Source organism: Fervidobacterium changbaicum, from assembly GCF_004117075.1.
Lineage (GTDB): Bacteria > Thermotogota > Thermotogae > Thermotogales > Fervidobacteriaceae > Fervidobacterium > Fervidobacterium islandicum.
Genome location: NZ_CP026721.1, coordinates 585,289 through 601,780, shown reverse-complemented (window position 1 = coordinate 601,780; position 16,492 = coordinate 585,289). Strand labels below are relative to the sequence as shown.

The 16,492-nt window shown below is 39.8% G+C and carries 17 protein-coding genes and 1 tRNA gene; 12 read left to right on the top strand and 6 right to left on the bottom strand.

From position 1 onward, the window contains the following. Window position 1 precedes the first annotated feature (1 nt). Window positions 2-544, bottom strand: a complete 543-nt coding sequence (locus CBS1_RS02755) for a YceD family protein (protein WP_033191781.1) — start codon at window positions 542-544, stop codon at window positions 2-4. A gap of 127 nt (window positions 545-671) precedes the next feature. Here CBS1_RS02755 and fliF point away from each other — a divergent pair, with 127 nt between their 5' ends. The 12 genes from fliF (at window position 672) to CBS1_RS02695 (ending at window position 13,199) form a co-directional block, all read left to right on the top strand. Beyond that, window positions 672-2,279, top strand: coding sequence for a flagellar basal-body MS-ring/collar protein FliF (gene fliF, locus CBS1_RS02750; RefSeq protein ID WP_033191780.1), 1,608 nt, complete (start codon window positions 672-674; stop codon window positions 2,277-2,279). A gap of 4 nt (window positions 2,280-2,283) precedes the next feature. Then, window positions 2,284-3,288, top strand: coding sequence for a flagellar motor switch protein FliG (gene fliG, locus CBS1_RS02745; RefSeq protein WP_090221830.1), 1,005 nt, complete (start codon window positions 2,284-2,286; stop codon window positions 3,286-3,288). Window positions 3,289-3,354: 66 nt separating this feature from the next. Further along, window positions 3,355-3,924 carry a 3'-5' exonuclease gene (locus tag CBS1_RS02740; protein ID WP_033191778.1) on the top strand — a complete coding sequence of 190 codons (570 nt, stop codon included), beginning with the start codon at window positions 3,355-3,357 and terminating at the stop codon, window positions 3,922-3,924. Continuing rightward, window positions 3,924-5,162 (top strand): PhoH family protein, encoded by a 1,239-nt coding sequence (locus tag CBS1_RS02735; protein ID WP_090221831.1) that lies wholly within the window; start codon window positions 3,924-3,926, stop codon window positions 5,160-5,162. Before CBS1_RS02740 ends, CBS1_RS02735 begins: the two co-directional genes overlap by 1 nt. A 36-nt stretch (window positions 5,163-5,198) precedes the next feature. After that, the gene (locus tag CBS1_RS02730; RefSeq protein WP_033191777.1) at window positions 5,199-5,747 is read left to right on the top strand and encodes a hypothetical protein; all 549 of its coding nucleotides are present in this window, start codon (window positions 5,199-5,201) and stop codon (window positions 5,745-5,747) included. Further along, window positions 5,738-8,224, top strand: coding sequence for an AAA family ATPase (locus CBS1_RS02725; protein ID WP_090221833.1), 2,487 nt, complete (start codon window positions 5,738-5,740; stop codon window positions 8,222-8,224). Before CBS1_RS02730 ends, CBS1_RS02725 begins: the two co-directional genes overlap by 10 nt. After that, window positions 8,203-8,907: a UMP kinase gene (pyrH, locus tag CBS1_RS02720; protein ID WP_033191775.1), complete on the top strand. Its 705-nt coding sequence runs from the start codon at window positions 8,203-8,205 to the stop codon at window positions 8,905-8,907. Before CBS1_RS02725 ends, pyrH begins: the two co-directional genes overlap by 22 nt. 29 nt (window positions 8,908-8,936) lie before the next feature. Beyond that, a complete protein-coding gene (locus tag CBS1_RS02715; protein ID WP_033191774.1) occupies window positions 8,937-9,749 on the top strand; it encodes a GTPase in 813 nt (270 codons plus the stop codon). Next, on the top strand, window positions 9,742-10,209 hold the full coding sequence (locus CBS1_RS02710; RefSeq protein ID WP_090221836.1) for a chemotaxis protein CheX: 468 nt from the start codon (window positions 9,742-9,744) through the stop codon (window positions 10,207-10,209). The genes CBS1_RS02715 and CBS1_RS02710 overlap by 8 nt, the downstream gene beginning before the upstream one ends. A gap of 104 nt (window positions 10,210-10,313) precedes the next feature. Then, window positions 10,314-10,952: a 5'-methylthioadenosine/S-adenosylhomocysteine nucleosidase gene (locus CBS1_RS02705; RefSeq protein ID WP_241685554.1), complete on the top strand. Its 639-nt coding sequence runs from the start codon at window positions 10,314-10,316 to the stop codon at window positions 10,950-10,952. Window positions 10,953-10,977: 25 nt separating this feature from the next. Continuing rightward, window positions 10,978-11,928 (top strand): RluA family pseudouridine synthase, encoded by a 951-nt coding sequence (locus CBS1_RS02700; protein ID WP_084384048.1) that lies wholly within the window; start codon window positions 10,978-10,980, stop codon window positions 11,926-11,928. A gap of 2 nt (window positions 11,929-11,930) precedes the next feature. After that, the gene (locus CBS1_RS02695) at window positions 11,931-13,199 is read left to right on the top strand and encodes a DUF5693 family protein (RefSeq protein WP_033191771.1); all 1,269 of its coding nucleotides are present in this window, start codon (window positions 11,931-11,933) and stop codon (window positions 13,197-13,199) included. A 38-nt stretch (window positions 13,200-13,237) separates the two neighbouring features. On the opposite strand, the gene CBS1_RS02690 is transcribed toward CBS1_RS02695, so the two are convergent. The 5 genes from CBS1_RS02690 to CBS1_RS02660 form a co-directional block, all read right to left on the bottom strand. Then, window positions 13,238-13,312: transfer RNA gene (locus CBS1_RS02690), tRNA-Val, on the bottom strand. Window positions 13,313-13,407: 95 nt separating this feature from the next. Beyond that, complete coding sequence (locus tag CBS1_RS02685) at window positions 13,408-13,863, bottom strand: chemotaxis protein CheW (protein ID WP_033191770.1); 456 nt, start codon at window positions 13,861-13,863, stop codon at window positions 13,408-13,410. A 326-nt stretch (window positions 13,864-14,189) separates the two neighbouring features. Beyond that, a complete protein-coding gene (fliS, locus tag CBS1_RS02675; RefSeq protein ID WP_033191768.1) occupies window positions 14,190-14,597 on the bottom strand; it encodes a flagellar export chaperone FliS in 408 nt (135 codons plus the stop codon). A gap of 33 nt (window positions 14,598-14,630) precedes the next feature. Further along, window positions 14,631-15,938, bottom strand: a complete 1,308-nt coding sequence (locus tag CBS1_RS10615) for a hypothetical protein (RefSeq protein WP_241685553.1) — start codon at window positions 15,936-15,938, stop codon at window positions 14,631-14,633. Further along, the gene (locus CBS1_RS02660; RefSeq protein ID WP_033191766.1) at window positions 15,938-16,474 is read right to left on the bottom strand and encodes an NUDIX domain-containing protein; all 537 of its coding nucleotides are present in this window, start codon (window positions 16,472-16,474) and stop codon (window positions 15,938-15,940) included. Before CBS1_RS02660 ends, CBS1_RS10615 begins: the two co-directional genes overlap by 1 nt. Window positions 16,475-16,492: the final 18 nt, after the last annotated feature.

Sequence of the window (16,492 nt, the reverse complement as noted above, 5' to 3'; positions counted from 1 at the left end):
CTTATCCCTCCTGTGTATGCTTTATTTTCAGTAATATTTCAAACCTTGGATCGATGTTTTTTTCTTCAGAAGCTTTGCATTTATGTTCCGGTTCCTCATTCAAATCTGCACCACAATATGGACAAAGACCTTTACAATCTGGACTGCAAACGAAAACGTCAGGTGCACTACTGACAATACCTTCAACGATTCGTTCCTCAAGGTCTATTATATCACCAACCAGTAAGATTTCGTTAGATAGATCTTTAAGTTCCTCGTTCTTTTGGAGAGGTTTCTTCTCAAAAGTATACACTGCTTCTATAATTCCGTCAATGTACATTTCTGAAAGTTTTAAACATCGGTCGCATGGTCGCTCAACATAACCACGAGCGTAACCACCAAGCAGTACTTTGTTATCGGCGTAGGTAAGGACCATTTTCACTTTGAAACCACCGTGTAGAACTTTGTATGTCCCCGTGTGGAGCTCCACGAACTCTGGAGCGTATATACCTTCTATCACTCTTCTGCGTTCTTTTATCAGATCTTTCAAATTAACTTTCCACATTGCAATCACCTCAAAACTTTGGTACTATAATTATAGTACCTTTTTCCGTTTTGTTAATACAAAAATCTTTACTTTAGTGTAAATTTTCGTCGATTGTGTGGTATAATTATCTTTTGGTGGTGAGTCTATGGATTGGTTTAGGAAATTCTTGGACTGGTTTACAAAGCTACCTCAGAAGTGGAAGGAACTGCCAAAATCTCAAAAGTTGATAATTGGTATCGTGGCCGTTTCGGTTATAATGGCCATAATTTTTCTTACTATTATTAATGCTCCCAAGTATGTGCTACTGCTTACAGCTAAGAGCGAGGAAGATGCAGGACCTGTTCTGCAACAACTTGAATCTTTGGGAATTCCGTATAAAGTAGAAGCAGGCAACAGGATATTGATACCTTCAAATTACAATGTCTACGAAGTACGTATGCGTCTTGCATCTGCCGGGGTACTTTCTGGTACGACGCGTGGGTTTGAGATTTTAGACCAGACGAGTCTTGGCGCAACGAGTTTTGATAAGCAGGTCAGGTACCAAATTGCACTTCAAGGTGAACTAGAAAGAACGATTTCTACAATTCAAGGTGTTGACAGCGCAAGGGTGGTTCTGACTTTACCAAAGTATACTTACTACGTCCGTGGCGAGATGTCCGAACCAAGAGCTTCGGTCATGGTTGTGATGAAGCCAGGTTACTCTTTGACGAAAGAACAAGTAAGGGGAATTGTTTCGCTGGTTCAAGGAGCCGTCGAGGGAATTAAACCGGAGAATATCAAGGTAATCGACCAAAGAGGGCAAGATTTGACGAGTTTGGTTAATTTGGATACTTCTACTGCGCTTGCCTCAACGAAGATGGAGTTGAAGGTGAATTTAGAGAATTATTACAAGCAAAAGATAAAAATCCCTCTGGAGAATGTCTTTGGACCAGGACGTGTTGAGGTTATTCCCGATATTAGGTTGAACTGGGAGAAGATAGAAAAACAAATAACTACGTATACCGCACCGAACAAGAAAGAGGGACTTGTGAGAAGTAAAGAAACCGAGCAGGAATTCTCAACGAACCAGCCGACAACAGGTGGACCTGTTGGAACTGAATCGAATATCCCCCCAACAACCTATGAAACAACTTCTTCTTCAGGTCAAACTTCTTATCAAAAGAGCCATGAAATAATTAACTACGAACTCAACCAGATAGTTGAAAATATTGTGAAAAATTCGGAAGGAGAGATAGAAAATATTACGCTTTCTGTGATTATTGATTCCTCATCTACCGTCCTCGAGAAAGCTTCAAAAGACCAAGTTGAGAAGCTCATTAGCTCGATCATTCAAAAGAGCATAGATGCGAATACACCGGAAGGTTCTGTGACATATGCAGTTGCGTTCTTACCGTTCAGCAGGGAAATTCAAGAGGAATTCTACAAGCAAATTCAAACCACCACAGAATTGCAGAAACTGAGAACTCGACTTATTCTTATATTGTTAGCGTCTGTTCTTATATTCTTTGCAACCTACCTTGGGCTGATACAACTCAAGAAAGTAAAGGCAAGAAAATTGATGGAACAAAGGTACAGGGCACTTCAGGAAGAAGCACAACGAACTTTGGAAGCAATTACGGAAGAGGAAATACCAGCAGGTGCAGAGGAAGAAGCACTTTTGGAACAACTCAAGGCCTACTTACAACAAGTTGCTGAGACAACACCTGAAGATGTGGCCACGGTTTTGAAAGTCTGGATAGCGGAGAAAGGATGAGATTATGGCTGGAAAGTTAACAGGAAGGCGTAAGGCAGCCATACTATTGGTGACGATGGGACCAGAAAGGGCGGCAAAAGTGCTTAAGAACCTTGATGAGTCGGAAGTTGAGATGTTAACCATAGAGATAGCCAATCTTGGTAAGGTGACAAACGAGGAACGCAAAGCTGTCTTGGAAGAATTCCAAAACCTCACCAAAGCACGGGAAATGATAATAAGTGGCGGTATTGATTACGCAAAGGAGATGCTTATAAAAGCTTTTGGACCTGAAAAGGCTATGCAGATAATCGAAAGGCTTGTATCGAATTTGTCCGTGAAGCCATTCGAATTCATGCGAAATGCTGATGTTGTTCAAATCGTGAACTTCCTACAGTCTGAGCACCCACAAACAATTGCTCTTGTTCTCAGTTTCCTTGACCCGCGAATTGCCGCTCAAGTCTTAGGTGCGCTTCCCGAAAATCTACAGCTCGAAGTTATTAAGAGGATATCACTTTTGGAGCGTGCGTCTCCGGACGTTGTTAAAGAAGTGGAAAAGTTGCTTGAGAAGAAGTTTGCCGGTGTTGCGACGCAAACGCTCAGTGCAGTTGGCGGTTTGGACACAGCAGCTGAGATTATGAACAACTTAGGTAGGTCGACTGAGAAAAATATTATGGAGAGACTTACTTATGAGGCACCTGAATTAGCCGAAGAGATCAGAAGAAGAATGTTCGTCTTCGAGGACATACTGAAACTCGACGATAGGTCCGTTCAGCTTGTTTTGAGGGAAGTGAACATGCAAGACCTTGCAGTAGCTTTAAAAGGAGCTTCTGAAGAGCTAAAGCAAAAGATATTCAATAACATGTCTAAACGTGCTCAACAGCTGCTCAAAGACGAAATAGAGTTCATGGGTCCCGTTCGAGTGAAAGATGTTGAGGAAGCGCAGCAAAAGATTATAAACATAATAAGAAGACTCGAAGAGGCTGGAGAAATCGTGATTGCCAGAGGTGGAGGAGAAGAGCTAATCACTTAGTTTGTGTTTCCGAGTTAATAAGAATGCTAGAAACCTTCGAATCAAAAAGAAGAGGAGAACTGAGTTGTGACATGGGATGACAATGTGTACTGCGCGGTTGATATAGAGACCACAGGTATTGATCCATCCGGTGGGGATCGTATTATTGAAATTGCAATAATTCCAATATACAAGGGCAAGATTGTAAAAGAGTGGATTTACACATCCCTGGTGAACCCGAAAGTAAGTATACAAACTTACGCGCAGAGTGTGCACAAAATTTCTACAAGGGACATTCAAAGCGCACCAGGACTAGACGAGGTGCTGGCTGTTGTTAGAAAATATTCCAGGGACACTATACTTGTTTTCCACAATGCGCGCTTTGATTTGACATTTCTTGATTATGCGGCTAAAGAAGTTGGGCAATTGCCGTTGGATGTTTACTACATAGATACCTTGGAGATTTCAAAGACGTTGTACGGCAGAGGAAAAAAGCTTGAAACGTTGGCATTAGAGATGGGCATCCAACAAAAGGTTACACATCGAGCGTACGATGATGCAATGGTGACAGCAAGCGTATTCATTAGGTTTTTCGATATTTTTGGTTGGGAAAGGATCCACGAGTTTCTAAGACGGTGGATGGGGAGGGAATATTGATGGTGAAAAATTACGTGCTTGATACAAATGTTTTAATACACGATCCAGAGGCTATATATTCATTTGAGGATAACAACGTTTTTGTGCCACTTCCTGTTATTGAAGAGTTGGATAAGCTGAAAAAGGAACAAGGGCGAGTTGGAAGAAGTGCAAGGGCAGCGATAAGAGTTTTGGAAGAGCTTCGAAACAGGGGAAATTTGCACGACGGTGTTAAGTTGAACAACGGTGGACGGTTGATAATCCCAGTACTGAGTGAGAGCGATTTTGATAGGCATCAGGTAAAATTTTTATTTGAAAAGTACGTTGACAACTGGATATTAAGTTATGCAATGTTTCTAAGAACTACCAGGACAGAACCTACCATAATAGTTTCAAAAGATATAAGCCTGCGTTTGAAAGCTTTGGCAATCGGTTTGGATGCAGAAGACTATTTAACAGACAAAAGCGACCTTTCTATGTTGCCTGTAGGTTACATCTCAGCTGATTCTTTATCAAAGCTGAACATTCCCGGTTTGTACGTCAATGAGTATATTGAGTGTAACGAAGGATATTTCAGATTTGATGGGCAAGACTTTGTTGAGATAAATTCGAAGATGAAAATCTTTGGTATTACTCCCAGGAACAAGGAACAACTCTTTGCGTTAGATGCGTTGATCAACGATGAGTTAAAACTTGTCTCTCTGATCGGTATAGCCGGGACTGGAAAAACGTTTCTTGCACTTGCCGCAGCATTAGAAAAGACGCTTGTGGAAGGTGTGTACGAACGCGTGATTGTTGCAAGGCCACTCATCCCTATGGGAGGGAAGGACATCGGATACCTTCCAGGTGCCCTTGAGGAGAAGATCTCGCCTTGGATGAGTGGAGTTATGGACAACCTCGAATATCTGTGCAGACTTAACAGCGTAAGTTTAAAGGATTTGATGAAAAAGGAAATAATAGAACTTGAGGCTTTAACATACATAAGAGGGAGGTCTATACCTAAGCAGTTCATAATCATTGATGAAGCACAAAATTTAACTCCGTTGGAAGTCAAGACAATACTCACACGAGCTGGAGAAGGTACAAAAGTTGTTTTGACAGGCGATCCGTATCAAATAGACACTCCCTATTTGGACGAAAGTAGCAATGGTTTAGTTTACGCAGCCTCGAGATTTCTAGGGAAGCCAATAGCTGCCCACGTTTTCTTGAAGAAAGGTGAAAGGTCAGAATTAGCAAGCCTTGCTGCTGAATTGCTGTAGTTTTTAACGAAAATATTCCGTTGGGAGGAATAAACGGTGGTTGTAGAGGTCAACAACATTTCACTTTTCGAATATTACGAGGGATTTTCGGATTTTCAAGAACAGATATTTCAGTGCAAGCTGAACTTCTTGGTGCAGCTATCAAAGATGTACGCAGGTTCCAAGTTCGTATTTTACAACGCACTTGGACGTTTTGGTGTGCTGGAAGAAGTCTACAAAATTCTGGGGAATATCTTTGAGGACTTTGAATTAGACTTTGGAAAAGAACCTGTGGAATTCGATAGTTCTCCTGTTAATAACCTACCTCATATCCGAGTTGATGGGAAGGTTGCAGTTGTCGATAATGTTGAAACGATAGGATTGGTAAACGTCGAAGACGAGAAAAATCTTAAATGCGAATACACTAAATGTTTTTACTTGCTCGAAAACCTTACCGAGCGCGATCTGGAAGATAAATTTAAGGCACTAAAAGTTGAGATTATGCCAAGGAACTTTTTTGAATCAGAAATTACGAGCTCATTAAGAACAACTAACCAGAGATACTTTGTCCTGAAGCTCATCAGGGGTGAAGAAATATGCTTATAAAAAAAGCCCACATAGATGGCTTTGGAAAGTTTATCAATGCAGCATTCAAATTTGGACCCGGATTGAATGTTGTGTATGGTCCAAATGAGAGTGGGAAGACCACGCTGGCAAAGTTTTTGCTATACACACTCTCAAAGCCTACAAACGAGGCGATCAAATTTAAACCCTGGGGGCATGAAGTTTTCGGTGGTTATCTTGAAACTTCTGACGGGACTTATGTGTTTGGTGAAGACAGTGGAGAGGTGCAAAAGTACGACCTGAATTTAATTGAAAACGTGGCATTCTTAATGGAGGATGATGAACTTGAAACAGTGAAAATAGACAGGGGAATTTTGGAAAGCAGACTTAAGAAAAAGACCGAGAAAACCTCTGAAGGTCGTATTCTGAGAGAAGCGATAAAGAGAATTCAAACGCTTGACATGAATAGCTGCCTTAATGTTATTTCAGGACAAATTAGGGACACAGAAGAAAAGATATCGATTATTGGGGAGAATATAAAAAGAAAGAACTCCTTGTTCCTGAAGGTACAAAATTTACAGAGGCGTATCAAAGATGTTCAACAGCAGATTGTGAACTTAGAGAACAGACTGGAAGAATTGAGAACTACCAGAAAATCAGAGCTTGAGGCTAAAATATCGCAACTAAGGCGAAATATTGAGGTTGTTGAATTGGAATTGTCGAAATATTCATGGATTGAATCAGTTGATATTGGTGCCGTTGAGGAAGCTCAAAATCTCATTTACAGGTTGAACTCCATCAAAGCTCAACTGGAAACATTGGAGTTCGAGGAAAAGAAAGTGAACGAAGTGATTCAGAAGAAGAACAAGGATATAGGAGAAAGGCTTAGGCAACTTGGAGCTTCTTCCATTGATGATTTGGAAAGCGTCGGACTTCGATTAAAGCACCTTTCACTGCTTGCTAAGATGTATAGTGAGCGAGTTGGAAATATGACCGATGAAGATCCACTTTGGAGGTTTTTCCTGGAAAATGAGAACATCTTGGAACGGGCAGAGGAAGAAGAGCAGAGATTCAGAGAAGCTCTTAGTGAGATCGAATCTACAAAAATGAGTTTGCAGAACGAAATAGAAAGGAATGAACAGATATCTAAGTACTCGAAGGATTTGTCGATAGTTTCTGCCAGTGCTGGTGTTGTGTTGTTTGTCCTTGGACTTCTTTTCAAGAGTATTTCTATTTTCATGTATGTCCCTGCAGCTGTTTTCCTTGCAGTTGCAGTGTTTCTTATGTTGAACTGGAAAAGAAAAACAGCGCTTGTGGAGATCCTTCAAGAACGCTTAGTCGAGATTTCGATGAACCAGCCACAGCAACCATCCATCTGGAAGGTACTTTCTGGATACGGTATAACGAATATCAGACAACTAAGAAAAAAATACACAGAGTTCTTAGAATGGAGAGCGCAGAATTTAGAAAGGCAAAGGCAACTCAATGAGCTGAAAGATATAGAACAAGAGATCATAAGAGAGCTCAATAAATTTGGAGTATCAGGTGCGGCGCAGATGATAGTTTCAGCTGTTGAGAATCTGCAAAGAATATTTAGTGAGGTTCAGGAAATCGTATACGAGAAAGAATCACTTGAAAGAAAACTTTCACAATTGCGCGGAGAGTATCTATCGATTCAAAAAGAATACAAAGCAATTGCAGAAGCGCTTGATGAGATTTTAAATAGGTTTGGAATAACCAAAGAAGATGTCGAAAACTTCAAGTCTCAATTTGAGCGTTATCAGGAACTCAAAGGTACGAAAAAGACGTTAACTACTGAATTACAAAAGGCACTGGAAGAAAAAGAGAACGAAGACGTTCAACCTTCGATAAGCGAGACGAAGGCAACGCTTCGTGAACTTTCCTCACTAAAGGATTCTCTCCTAAGAGAACTTGAAGAAGTTAAAGGACTCTACCAGAGCATTGATGTTGATTCCAGCCACCTTCAGCAGTTACTCCGAAAGTTAGATGAGCTTAAGTTGAAAGCACGGATAATGTCCAGCATAATCAACGAAATACCGGAGGTAAATAGATTCCTCAACGAAAGACTTATGAGCTTTGTTGAAAACTACCATAAGTTATTCAGTGATGAGTTTGCTCGATTATTTACAAGGCTTGCCGGTGCTGAAAAGAAATTCTTAGTCCTACCAGATCTGTCCGTGAGACTGATTATTGAAGGTGATATGAAGAATCCGGAGGAATTCTTGAGCGGTTCTACGAAAGACCTTATGGTGTTCTGTATAAAGAACGCACTTTATAAGGCCTTTTACGACGATGGCTTACCGTTAGTTATAGATAACACGTTGATTCGCTTAGATGATGAAAGGTTAGAAAGGGTGTGCAAGTATCTGGATGAAGAAGCTGAATTAAGGCAGATAATACTTTTAACAAGCGATAGAAGAGAATACTTGAATTTTTCAGTAACAAGAAAAACGTCATACTCTTGGAGGGATGATAGATGTACAAGCGGGTTCTTTTAAAGCTTAGTGGGGAGGTACTCAGTGGGGAAGCGCAAAAAGGGTTTAGTGAGGAACACGTCAATTATCTAATCAAGGAGATAAAGTCCGTTTCTGAGTACGGTGTGAAACTGGGAATTGTGATTGGTGCGGGTAACCTTTTTAGAGGTAGAGATTTCGAAGGATTGAGGCCAACGATATCAGACCAAATAGGTATGCTCGGAACGGTTATCAATGCACTTTATTTGAAGGATAGATTTGAGAACGAAGGAATTAAAACTGTCGTTGTTTCTCAGATTGTTACTTTGCCAAGTGTGAAGTTGATAAATTACGACGATATAGATCTCTACTTCGATGCAGGATACATTGTTATTTTTGCAGGCGGGACAAGCAACCCGTTCTTTACAACGGATACTGGTGCAGCGCTTAGGGCCGTTGAGATGAAAGCGGAACTGTTGATAAAGGGTACAAAAGTTTCCGGAATTTACGACAAGGATCCGAAAATTTACAACGATGCCGTAAAATACAATGTTATCACTTACGACGAAGCCATCGAGAAGAATTTGAAAATAATGGATACAGAGGCGTTTTCTATCTGCAAAAGGTACCAGATGAAAATTCTTGTTATGAACTTTTTTGAGGATAACAACTTACTTAGAGCAATCCGTGGTGAGAACGTAGGAACGCTTGTTATACCAAGTAAATAAGAGAAGAGAGCAGAGGAAGGAAGGGTTAAATGGTACATCAACCAAATGAACACGTCAAAGCATGGTATCCAGGTCATGTTCAAAAGGCGAAAAGGCAGATCAAGGAGAATCTTAAGAAGATAGATATCGTTATTATCGTTCTTGATGCACGTGCCCCCGTTGCAACGACAAGCTTTGAGCTGAAGATTTTTAAAGACAAGCAGTGTGTTTTTTTGCTCAATAAATCCGATTTAGCAGATCCAAAGTACAACAAGGAATGGGTTTCTGAAATATCGAAATCTTACCCGACTTTGTTGGTAAATAAAGAGACGAACAGAAGAGAACTGTTAAACTTTCTAAAGTCGATTCCTACAAAGTACGCAAATCCGAGGATAGCGGTTGTTGGTGTTCCTAATGTTGGAAAGTCAACGATAATAAATAAAATACTGGGTAAGCATAAAGCGAAAACTGGTGCACAACCCGGTATCACACGTGGTGTTCAGTGGGTTAACGTTGAGGGATTCACAGTTTTGGATTCTCCGGGAATTTTGTTCTCTGAGATATTTTCAAAAGATATTGCAGCAAAGCTTTTGCTTATTGGTTCGCTGCCTCTGGAGAACATCGATGATGAAATTTTTGATCATGCATTCAGCGTTTACGCATTAGCTTCTGGAGTCCAGAAAGATTTGTACCAATTCTTGGAAGAATTTGGACGTTCCCGTGGACTGTTAAAGAAAGGTGGGCAAATTGATTACGAGAGAGCAAAAATCCTCTTCTTTAAAGAAGTTTCAGAAGGAAAGCATGGGAAGTTAACTTATGATACGCAATTTGAAAGATTTTGGGAGGTGTTAAGAGATGGTTGATGTGAGGATCGTTAACTCAGTTCTGGCAGCGGCACAAGGAACTTACGAGTCCGTTCTACAAATGCAGGCGCAATTTGGAAAGCCTCAGGCTGTTAAAGACATCACACCAAAGTACAATATAGTGACCGTGATAGGTTTTATAGGAGATATCGAAGGTAACTTTGTTTATTCGTTCAATGAAGAAACAGCGTTAAAAATAGTCTCAAAAATGATGATGATGGAATATAACACACTTGACGAACTTTCACTAAGCGCTATAGGTGAACTTGGTAACATGACGTCTGGAAGCATCGCGATGAATCTTGAAAAACTTGGATATAAAATTGATATTACACCTCCTACAGTGATAACCGGTAGAGACATGAAAATAACTGCGGAAGGTTTAATAATAAAGCTACCAGTTAGCTTGTTTGTTACTGAAGATGTGGAATTGCACATCGCTATTAGAGGTGGAAAGTAGGTATCTTAGGTGCACTACAAAGGTGGTTGTATGATATACCGATTTTGAATTATTTGAATAGAGTCTGTGTGCACGTCGAAAGTTAATCGAGGTGAATTTTATGGTTGTTGTTACTGGCGTTCGAGGAGATAATTGGTGTTTTCCGCGAAATGTTACCTCTACTTGAAAATGGTGAATTGGTGAAAAGGAACTTTTCGAGAGGCATAGTTGGGGGTAATGAAGTGGTTACGATATACGGTTTTGTTGGTAAGGTCGAGAGTGCCATGATAGCACAAGCCATAATCGACAAGTTTAGGCCAAGCTACATTATACACTGTGGTTCGGCGGGGGCTATCCATCCACAATTGAAGATTGGAGATTTAGTCTGTGGGACGGTTTTTTACGAACATGATTTTCAATCTTACACCACACTTAAGATAGAGAGTTCGTCTAAGCTCTTAGAAAAAATATCGGATGTTTACGATAAGATAAACTTTGGACCAATTGTAAGTGGTGACGTCATAGTAAGTGATAGGGAGACTAAGACTAAGTTGTACGAAAAGTACGGGGCGTTCGCAGTTGATATGGATAGTGCAGCTATAGCGAAGGTGTGCTATCAAAACGGTGTTGAGTTTTGCGCACTGAAGGTTATAGTTGACACAAGTGAAGAGCAAGCTCAGATCGAATATGAGCAGAATTTCAGAAAATTCTCGAGTTTGCCCTCTGCCATTATTTCAGAATTACTCGATAAGCATTTGTTGTGAAACTGGGAAGGAGCAAGTGTGAAGCATGGATAAAACACCTCAAAGCAAGGAAAATTCTTTGAAAAATACAGTGCAAAGTTCTTGGATAGTTGACCAGGATAATTACTTCTCAAGGATCGATAAGTTTTTGAGAAATGCTTTGAAAAATGTTCCGCTCAGTGTAATATACAAACTGATAAGAACAGGGAAAGTATATCTTAACGAAAAGCGTGTTAAAGAACCATCTGCGAAATTAGAAATTGGCGATAGGGTTGAAGTTAGAAATGAAGACCTCTCGAAATACACTCGCGAATATAAAGAAATAAAACCTGCAAAGATTAGCTTGGATATCCTTTTTGAAGATGAAGATATCCTAGTCGTTAACAAACCAGCTGGTATCTCTGTTCATCCGGGGAAAAACATTAATAAACCGTCGCTTATAGAAGGGTTAAAGTACTATGGTTCACAGAAGGGATTTGAACCTTTTCTTGTGCACAGACTCGACAAGGAGACATCAGGTGTTCTGATCGTTGCGAAAAATAGACAAGTCGCAAGGGAACTCAGCGAGAAAATTTCTTCACGCGATGTGGAAAAGAACTACGTTGCTTTAGCTTTCGGTTCCCCAAGAATGGAGAGAATAGACATACCTGTTGACGGTCAGGAAGCAATAACACATATAAAACCCGTTCGGAAATTTAGAACAAAACTTGACGGGAAAGATATAAGTTTGACATTGCTTGACGTGAGCATAGAAACTGGGAGGAAGCATCAAATTCGTAAACACCTAGCAGCAAAAGGATTCCCGATAGTTTGTGACAACGACTACGGTGATTTTAGGCTGAACAGAGCCTTTTCAAAAAAGTACAACTTGAAAAGACATTTTTTGCATTGCAAGTCTATGTCTTTTGATTTCCATGGGAAGCATTACAGGTTTGAAGCTAGTCTGAGCCAGGATTTAAAGCTTGTTTTGAAACTCTTAGAAGCGGAAGGTGATTAATTTTGAAGCTTCCCCTCTTTCCGAGGAACGAGAAATATATCAACATAGTTCTCACCGTTTTCGCACTCTTGGTTTCAGTTCTCGTACTTCTTAGAATACCAAACGATAAGAATAATTTGACTGTTTCCGTTTTTTTCACCGATGATCCTTCGATACTGTTTTACACAGGTCATGAGAAGATTAACGACGATGTGAGACTCGTGATACCTTTGGAAGGGGTCGAAGAAAAACCTGAAGAATTTTACAAAAAGATAGGCGAACGGTATGTTGGAATAATGGAGTTTTATGGAGACCCCAATTTTGTCCGAGCTTTCTACAAGATTACTGGTTACAAGAAAATAGTGAAAGTACATTATGTGAAACCGAAAGAGTTACCAAGATACGATTCGTTCTCGCTTTTCAAACGTCTCTGGCGTGCGGTGGTGGAAAGAAGTATTGAGGTCATAGTCTTACCAAGATCGAAAGTTGTTGACGAGGCATTAAAATCGTTCAAAGACTTTTTCCAGGTTTCCTCGGAAGTTCCTAGTCCGGATAATACCAGTTGGAATTCGAAAGTCTTCGGAGTGTTGCTTGGAATCTACGTTGGCTTACAAGCACCGTTCAGTATACTTGCTTTTGCCTTTTTCAACAATTACTGGTTGTTTGTTTCCGTTATGAGCATTTTAGGTACATTGGCCGCGTACTTTGCATCCAACAACAAGTTCACGAAGGTTGCTAATATTTTCGTATTAGGACTGCTCACCAACTTTTCACTATATTCGTACGAATATTTGAACGATTTGGAAGTCTATCGGGGGGTTAAAATCTCTTTAGTCACTTTGCCGCTAATCGTTGGTCTTCTCATATTTAGAAACATGTACCAGAAACATAGTATAAAACGATGGCATGTTATAACAGCGGGCGTACTTGGCGCAGTGGCTATAACCTATATGCTTATGCGTAGTGGGAATTACGGATACGTGCTTGATTTCGAAGAAAAAATAAGATTAACTCTTGAAAACATATTTATTATACGACCAAGGTTCAAGGAACTTTTCTTCCTACCGATGTTTTTTATTGCAAACGATGTTGAGAATGAATTCATAAGCGGAGTTTTAACATTTTTCGGTACATTTGGGTTTATATCGATATTCAATTCGTTCTGTCATGTTAAAACGCCCATATACACTGTGTTTTACAGGGAAATTACAACTGTGCTTGTTACTTTGGTCATATATCTGCTTTTCTCTGTAATGAGAAGTCTTTGGCTTGTTTGGACAAACAAGAAATGAAAATAAGAAAAAAGAGCGGCTCTTTTAGCCGCTCTTTTTGGTGGGTGTGGTAGGAATTGAACCTACGACCCCTTCCTCGTGAGGGAAGTGCTCTTCCACTGAGCTACACACCCACTTGTAATTGCTAAGCGCAACATAGATTTTATCATAACTTCGGATTTTTGCAAGTCCCCGGTTGAAATACTCTACTGCTTTCAACAAGGTTTTGTCAGCCTATGTTTGCCAAGGCAATCTTTTCTTCGCTAGTTAGCAGATTATCAACTTCGAGAGTTAGTACCATTTCATTTTCCAATTTGATGACACCTGAGATGAATTTTGCATTTGCCATTCCTGCCACATGTGCTGGAGGTTCATCTATCGTATCTTCGGTAACGGTTAGAACTTCCCTCACATCATCCACTAGGAAGCCAACCTTCTTACCATTTTCAAGCTTAACTACTATAATTTTCGATTTCTCCTTGTTTTCAAAATCCTCCATCAAAAACTTCTTCCTTAGATTGATTATAGGAACAATTTCGCCCATTAAATTTATTATTCCTTCAACGTAATCTGCAATGTTCGGTATTTTCGTAGTCTTTTCGTACTCCTTAACACGTTCAACCTTCATAATGTTGATTGCGAACACTTCTTCACCTAAATAAAAAGTGAGGAACTTGAGTTCCATAAACTCACCCCCAACTCATTTTTCTGGTCGTATATCTATTATACTACATCTTTCAGTGAACACCAACAAAGGATTCTTAAAACTTTATCAACGAAAAAACAATAGATAACAGGAGCAATACTCCTGCGTATAAAAGCCATCTAAAACCTAGCGAATTGCTCTCTTTTGACTTCCTTTCGCTCTGTTTTCTGAAAGCCCTTAGCCCTATTTCGAAAAATATTATGGCTACCAGCAGACTGACAACAAAAGCAATAAAAAGTACATTCGAAATGATGTACGAGATTTTCATTCGACACACCTTTCTCTTTATGGTTTTTCAAAAATGGTTAATATGTGAGGTTTATCTTTGGTTTATTGACATCTATTTGGCTGGCAGTACTTCCGGCCAGTTTCATAGCTTCTCGCCAGGTTGAAAGTAGGTCTTCAAGCAAGACTTTGACATCATCGAGCATTTTCTTATCTTTTTTGATGTTGGCTTCAACAAGTGTTCTGTACATATAGTTGTAAAGTGCTCTCAAGTTCTTGGCTATCTCTCCACCTTTTTCCATATCAAGCGAGAGATTGAGTTCCATAATTATATCCTGCGCCCTGACGATCTTGGCATTTGCGTTGTTGTAGTCTTTTGAGTCTATGAAGTTCTTTGCTTCATCAATTACGCTTATTGCTTTTTGTAAAAGCAACTCGATAAGTTTTGCAGGACTTGCGGTTAAAACCATTTGTTCCATGTAATCCATTCAGGATACCTCCTTCAAAAAACGTATTGAGAATTAGTTTACTTTCCCTATTGCCTCCAATACTTTTGAGAAATACTCTATGTAGTAATCTAAAACAATGGGGATTTTGTTCTCTACAATATCAGAGATTTCAAATGCGTCCCTTTTATCGAGTGCTTCCAAAAGTTCTCTGAGAATATTCGATACTTCTGTTCTTTCCGTTGAAAGAGCTAATTCTGTTTCGTTGAGCTTCGTTATTTGGACCGTTGAGCCCCGGAGGTTTTCGATCGCCGCTAAACCTTCCGAAAGGTCTTTTATCGCTTTCCAACCAGCTTCGCTTCCTGTTATTATGCTACTTGCTACTTGTGGCAGAAGTTCTTTAACATGCTGGATGTAACTTAACGCATCTAGAAGTCTAGCTTTTAAGAGTGCCTTCAGCACTTTTGAAAAATACTCTATATAGAAATCCAAAACAACTGGCATTCTATTCTCTACGATATCAGAAATTTCAAATGCATCTTTTTTACCAAGAGCTTCAAGCATTTCTCTGAGAATATTCGAGACTTCTGTTCTTTCTAATGAGAGTGCCAATTCTGTTTCATTCAGCTTTGTAATTTGAACTGTCGAACTCCTTAGATTTTCGAATACTGATAAATGCTCAGAAAGGTCTTTTATTTCTTTCCAACCAGCCTCGCTTCCTTTTCTTATGTTACTTGCTACTTGTGGCAGAAGTTCTTTAACATGCTGGATGTAACTTAACGCATCTAGAAGTCTAGCTTTTAAGAGTGCCTTCAGCACTTTTGAAAAATACTCTATATAGTAATCCAAAACAATGGGAATTTTGTTTTCTACAATGTTAGAAGCTTCAGAAGCATCATTTTTATCACGTGCTTCCTCCATTTCTCTGCGAATATTTGAAACGTCTGCTCTTTCTGTCGAGAGTAGTAATTCTGTTTCATTCAGCTTTGTAATTTGAACTGTCGAACTCCTTAGATTTTCGATTGATGATAAACCCTCAGAAAGGTCCTCTATTGCTTTCCAACCTTCTTCTCTTCCTTTTCTTATGTTACTTGCTACTTGTGGCAGAAGTTCTTTAACATGCTGGATGTAACCTAACACATCTAGAAGTGTATCTTCCAAAAAAGAAACCGCATCTTGCGTTTCGACTTCTATTAACAATTCTTCATCCAATCTTGCGCTTTTGAGTTCTTCCACATAAGCAACAGGTATTTCTTTACCGTTGATTTTTAGGCTCTTTAGAACTTGACCTTCCGACAAGAGAACTTTCAAAAGTGTACCAAAATTCTCAAAATCCTGTGCGCTGAAAAGTTTCTCTTCACCGTTTACAACAACTCTTACCATCACTTTTCACCTCTTAACTTGAAGTATGCTCTCAGTACTCCAGCTACTGTTTTTGCATCCGTTATCTCCCCATTTATACATTTCTTCACGACCTCTTCCAAATCCTCAATTCGAACTTCAAGAATTTCGTCTTCGTCTGGATTCGAATCTCCGGGAACCAGGTCTTGTGCAAGGTAAAGATGAATGATTTCGTTTGAAAAACCAGGTGTCGTGTAAATATAACCCAAATACGTGTACTTTCTTGCCGTATATCCAGTCTCCTCTGCCAGCTCGCGCTTAGCGCATTCTAATACATCTTCACCTGGTTTGTCAAATTTTCCAGCGGGAATTTCCAAGAGCTTTTGCTTTATCGGATACCGATATTGCTCAACAAGAATAACTTTTCCATCGCTTGTTACAGGAACCACCGCGACCGCACCGGGATGAAGAACATGTTCGCGAATACTCATCGCACCGTTTTCTAAAACTACTTCATCTCTCAGTACTGTAAGCAACATGCCGTTGAAAATCACCTCTGTTGTTATCGTCCTTTCCATAGCTGTCTTTACCTCCCA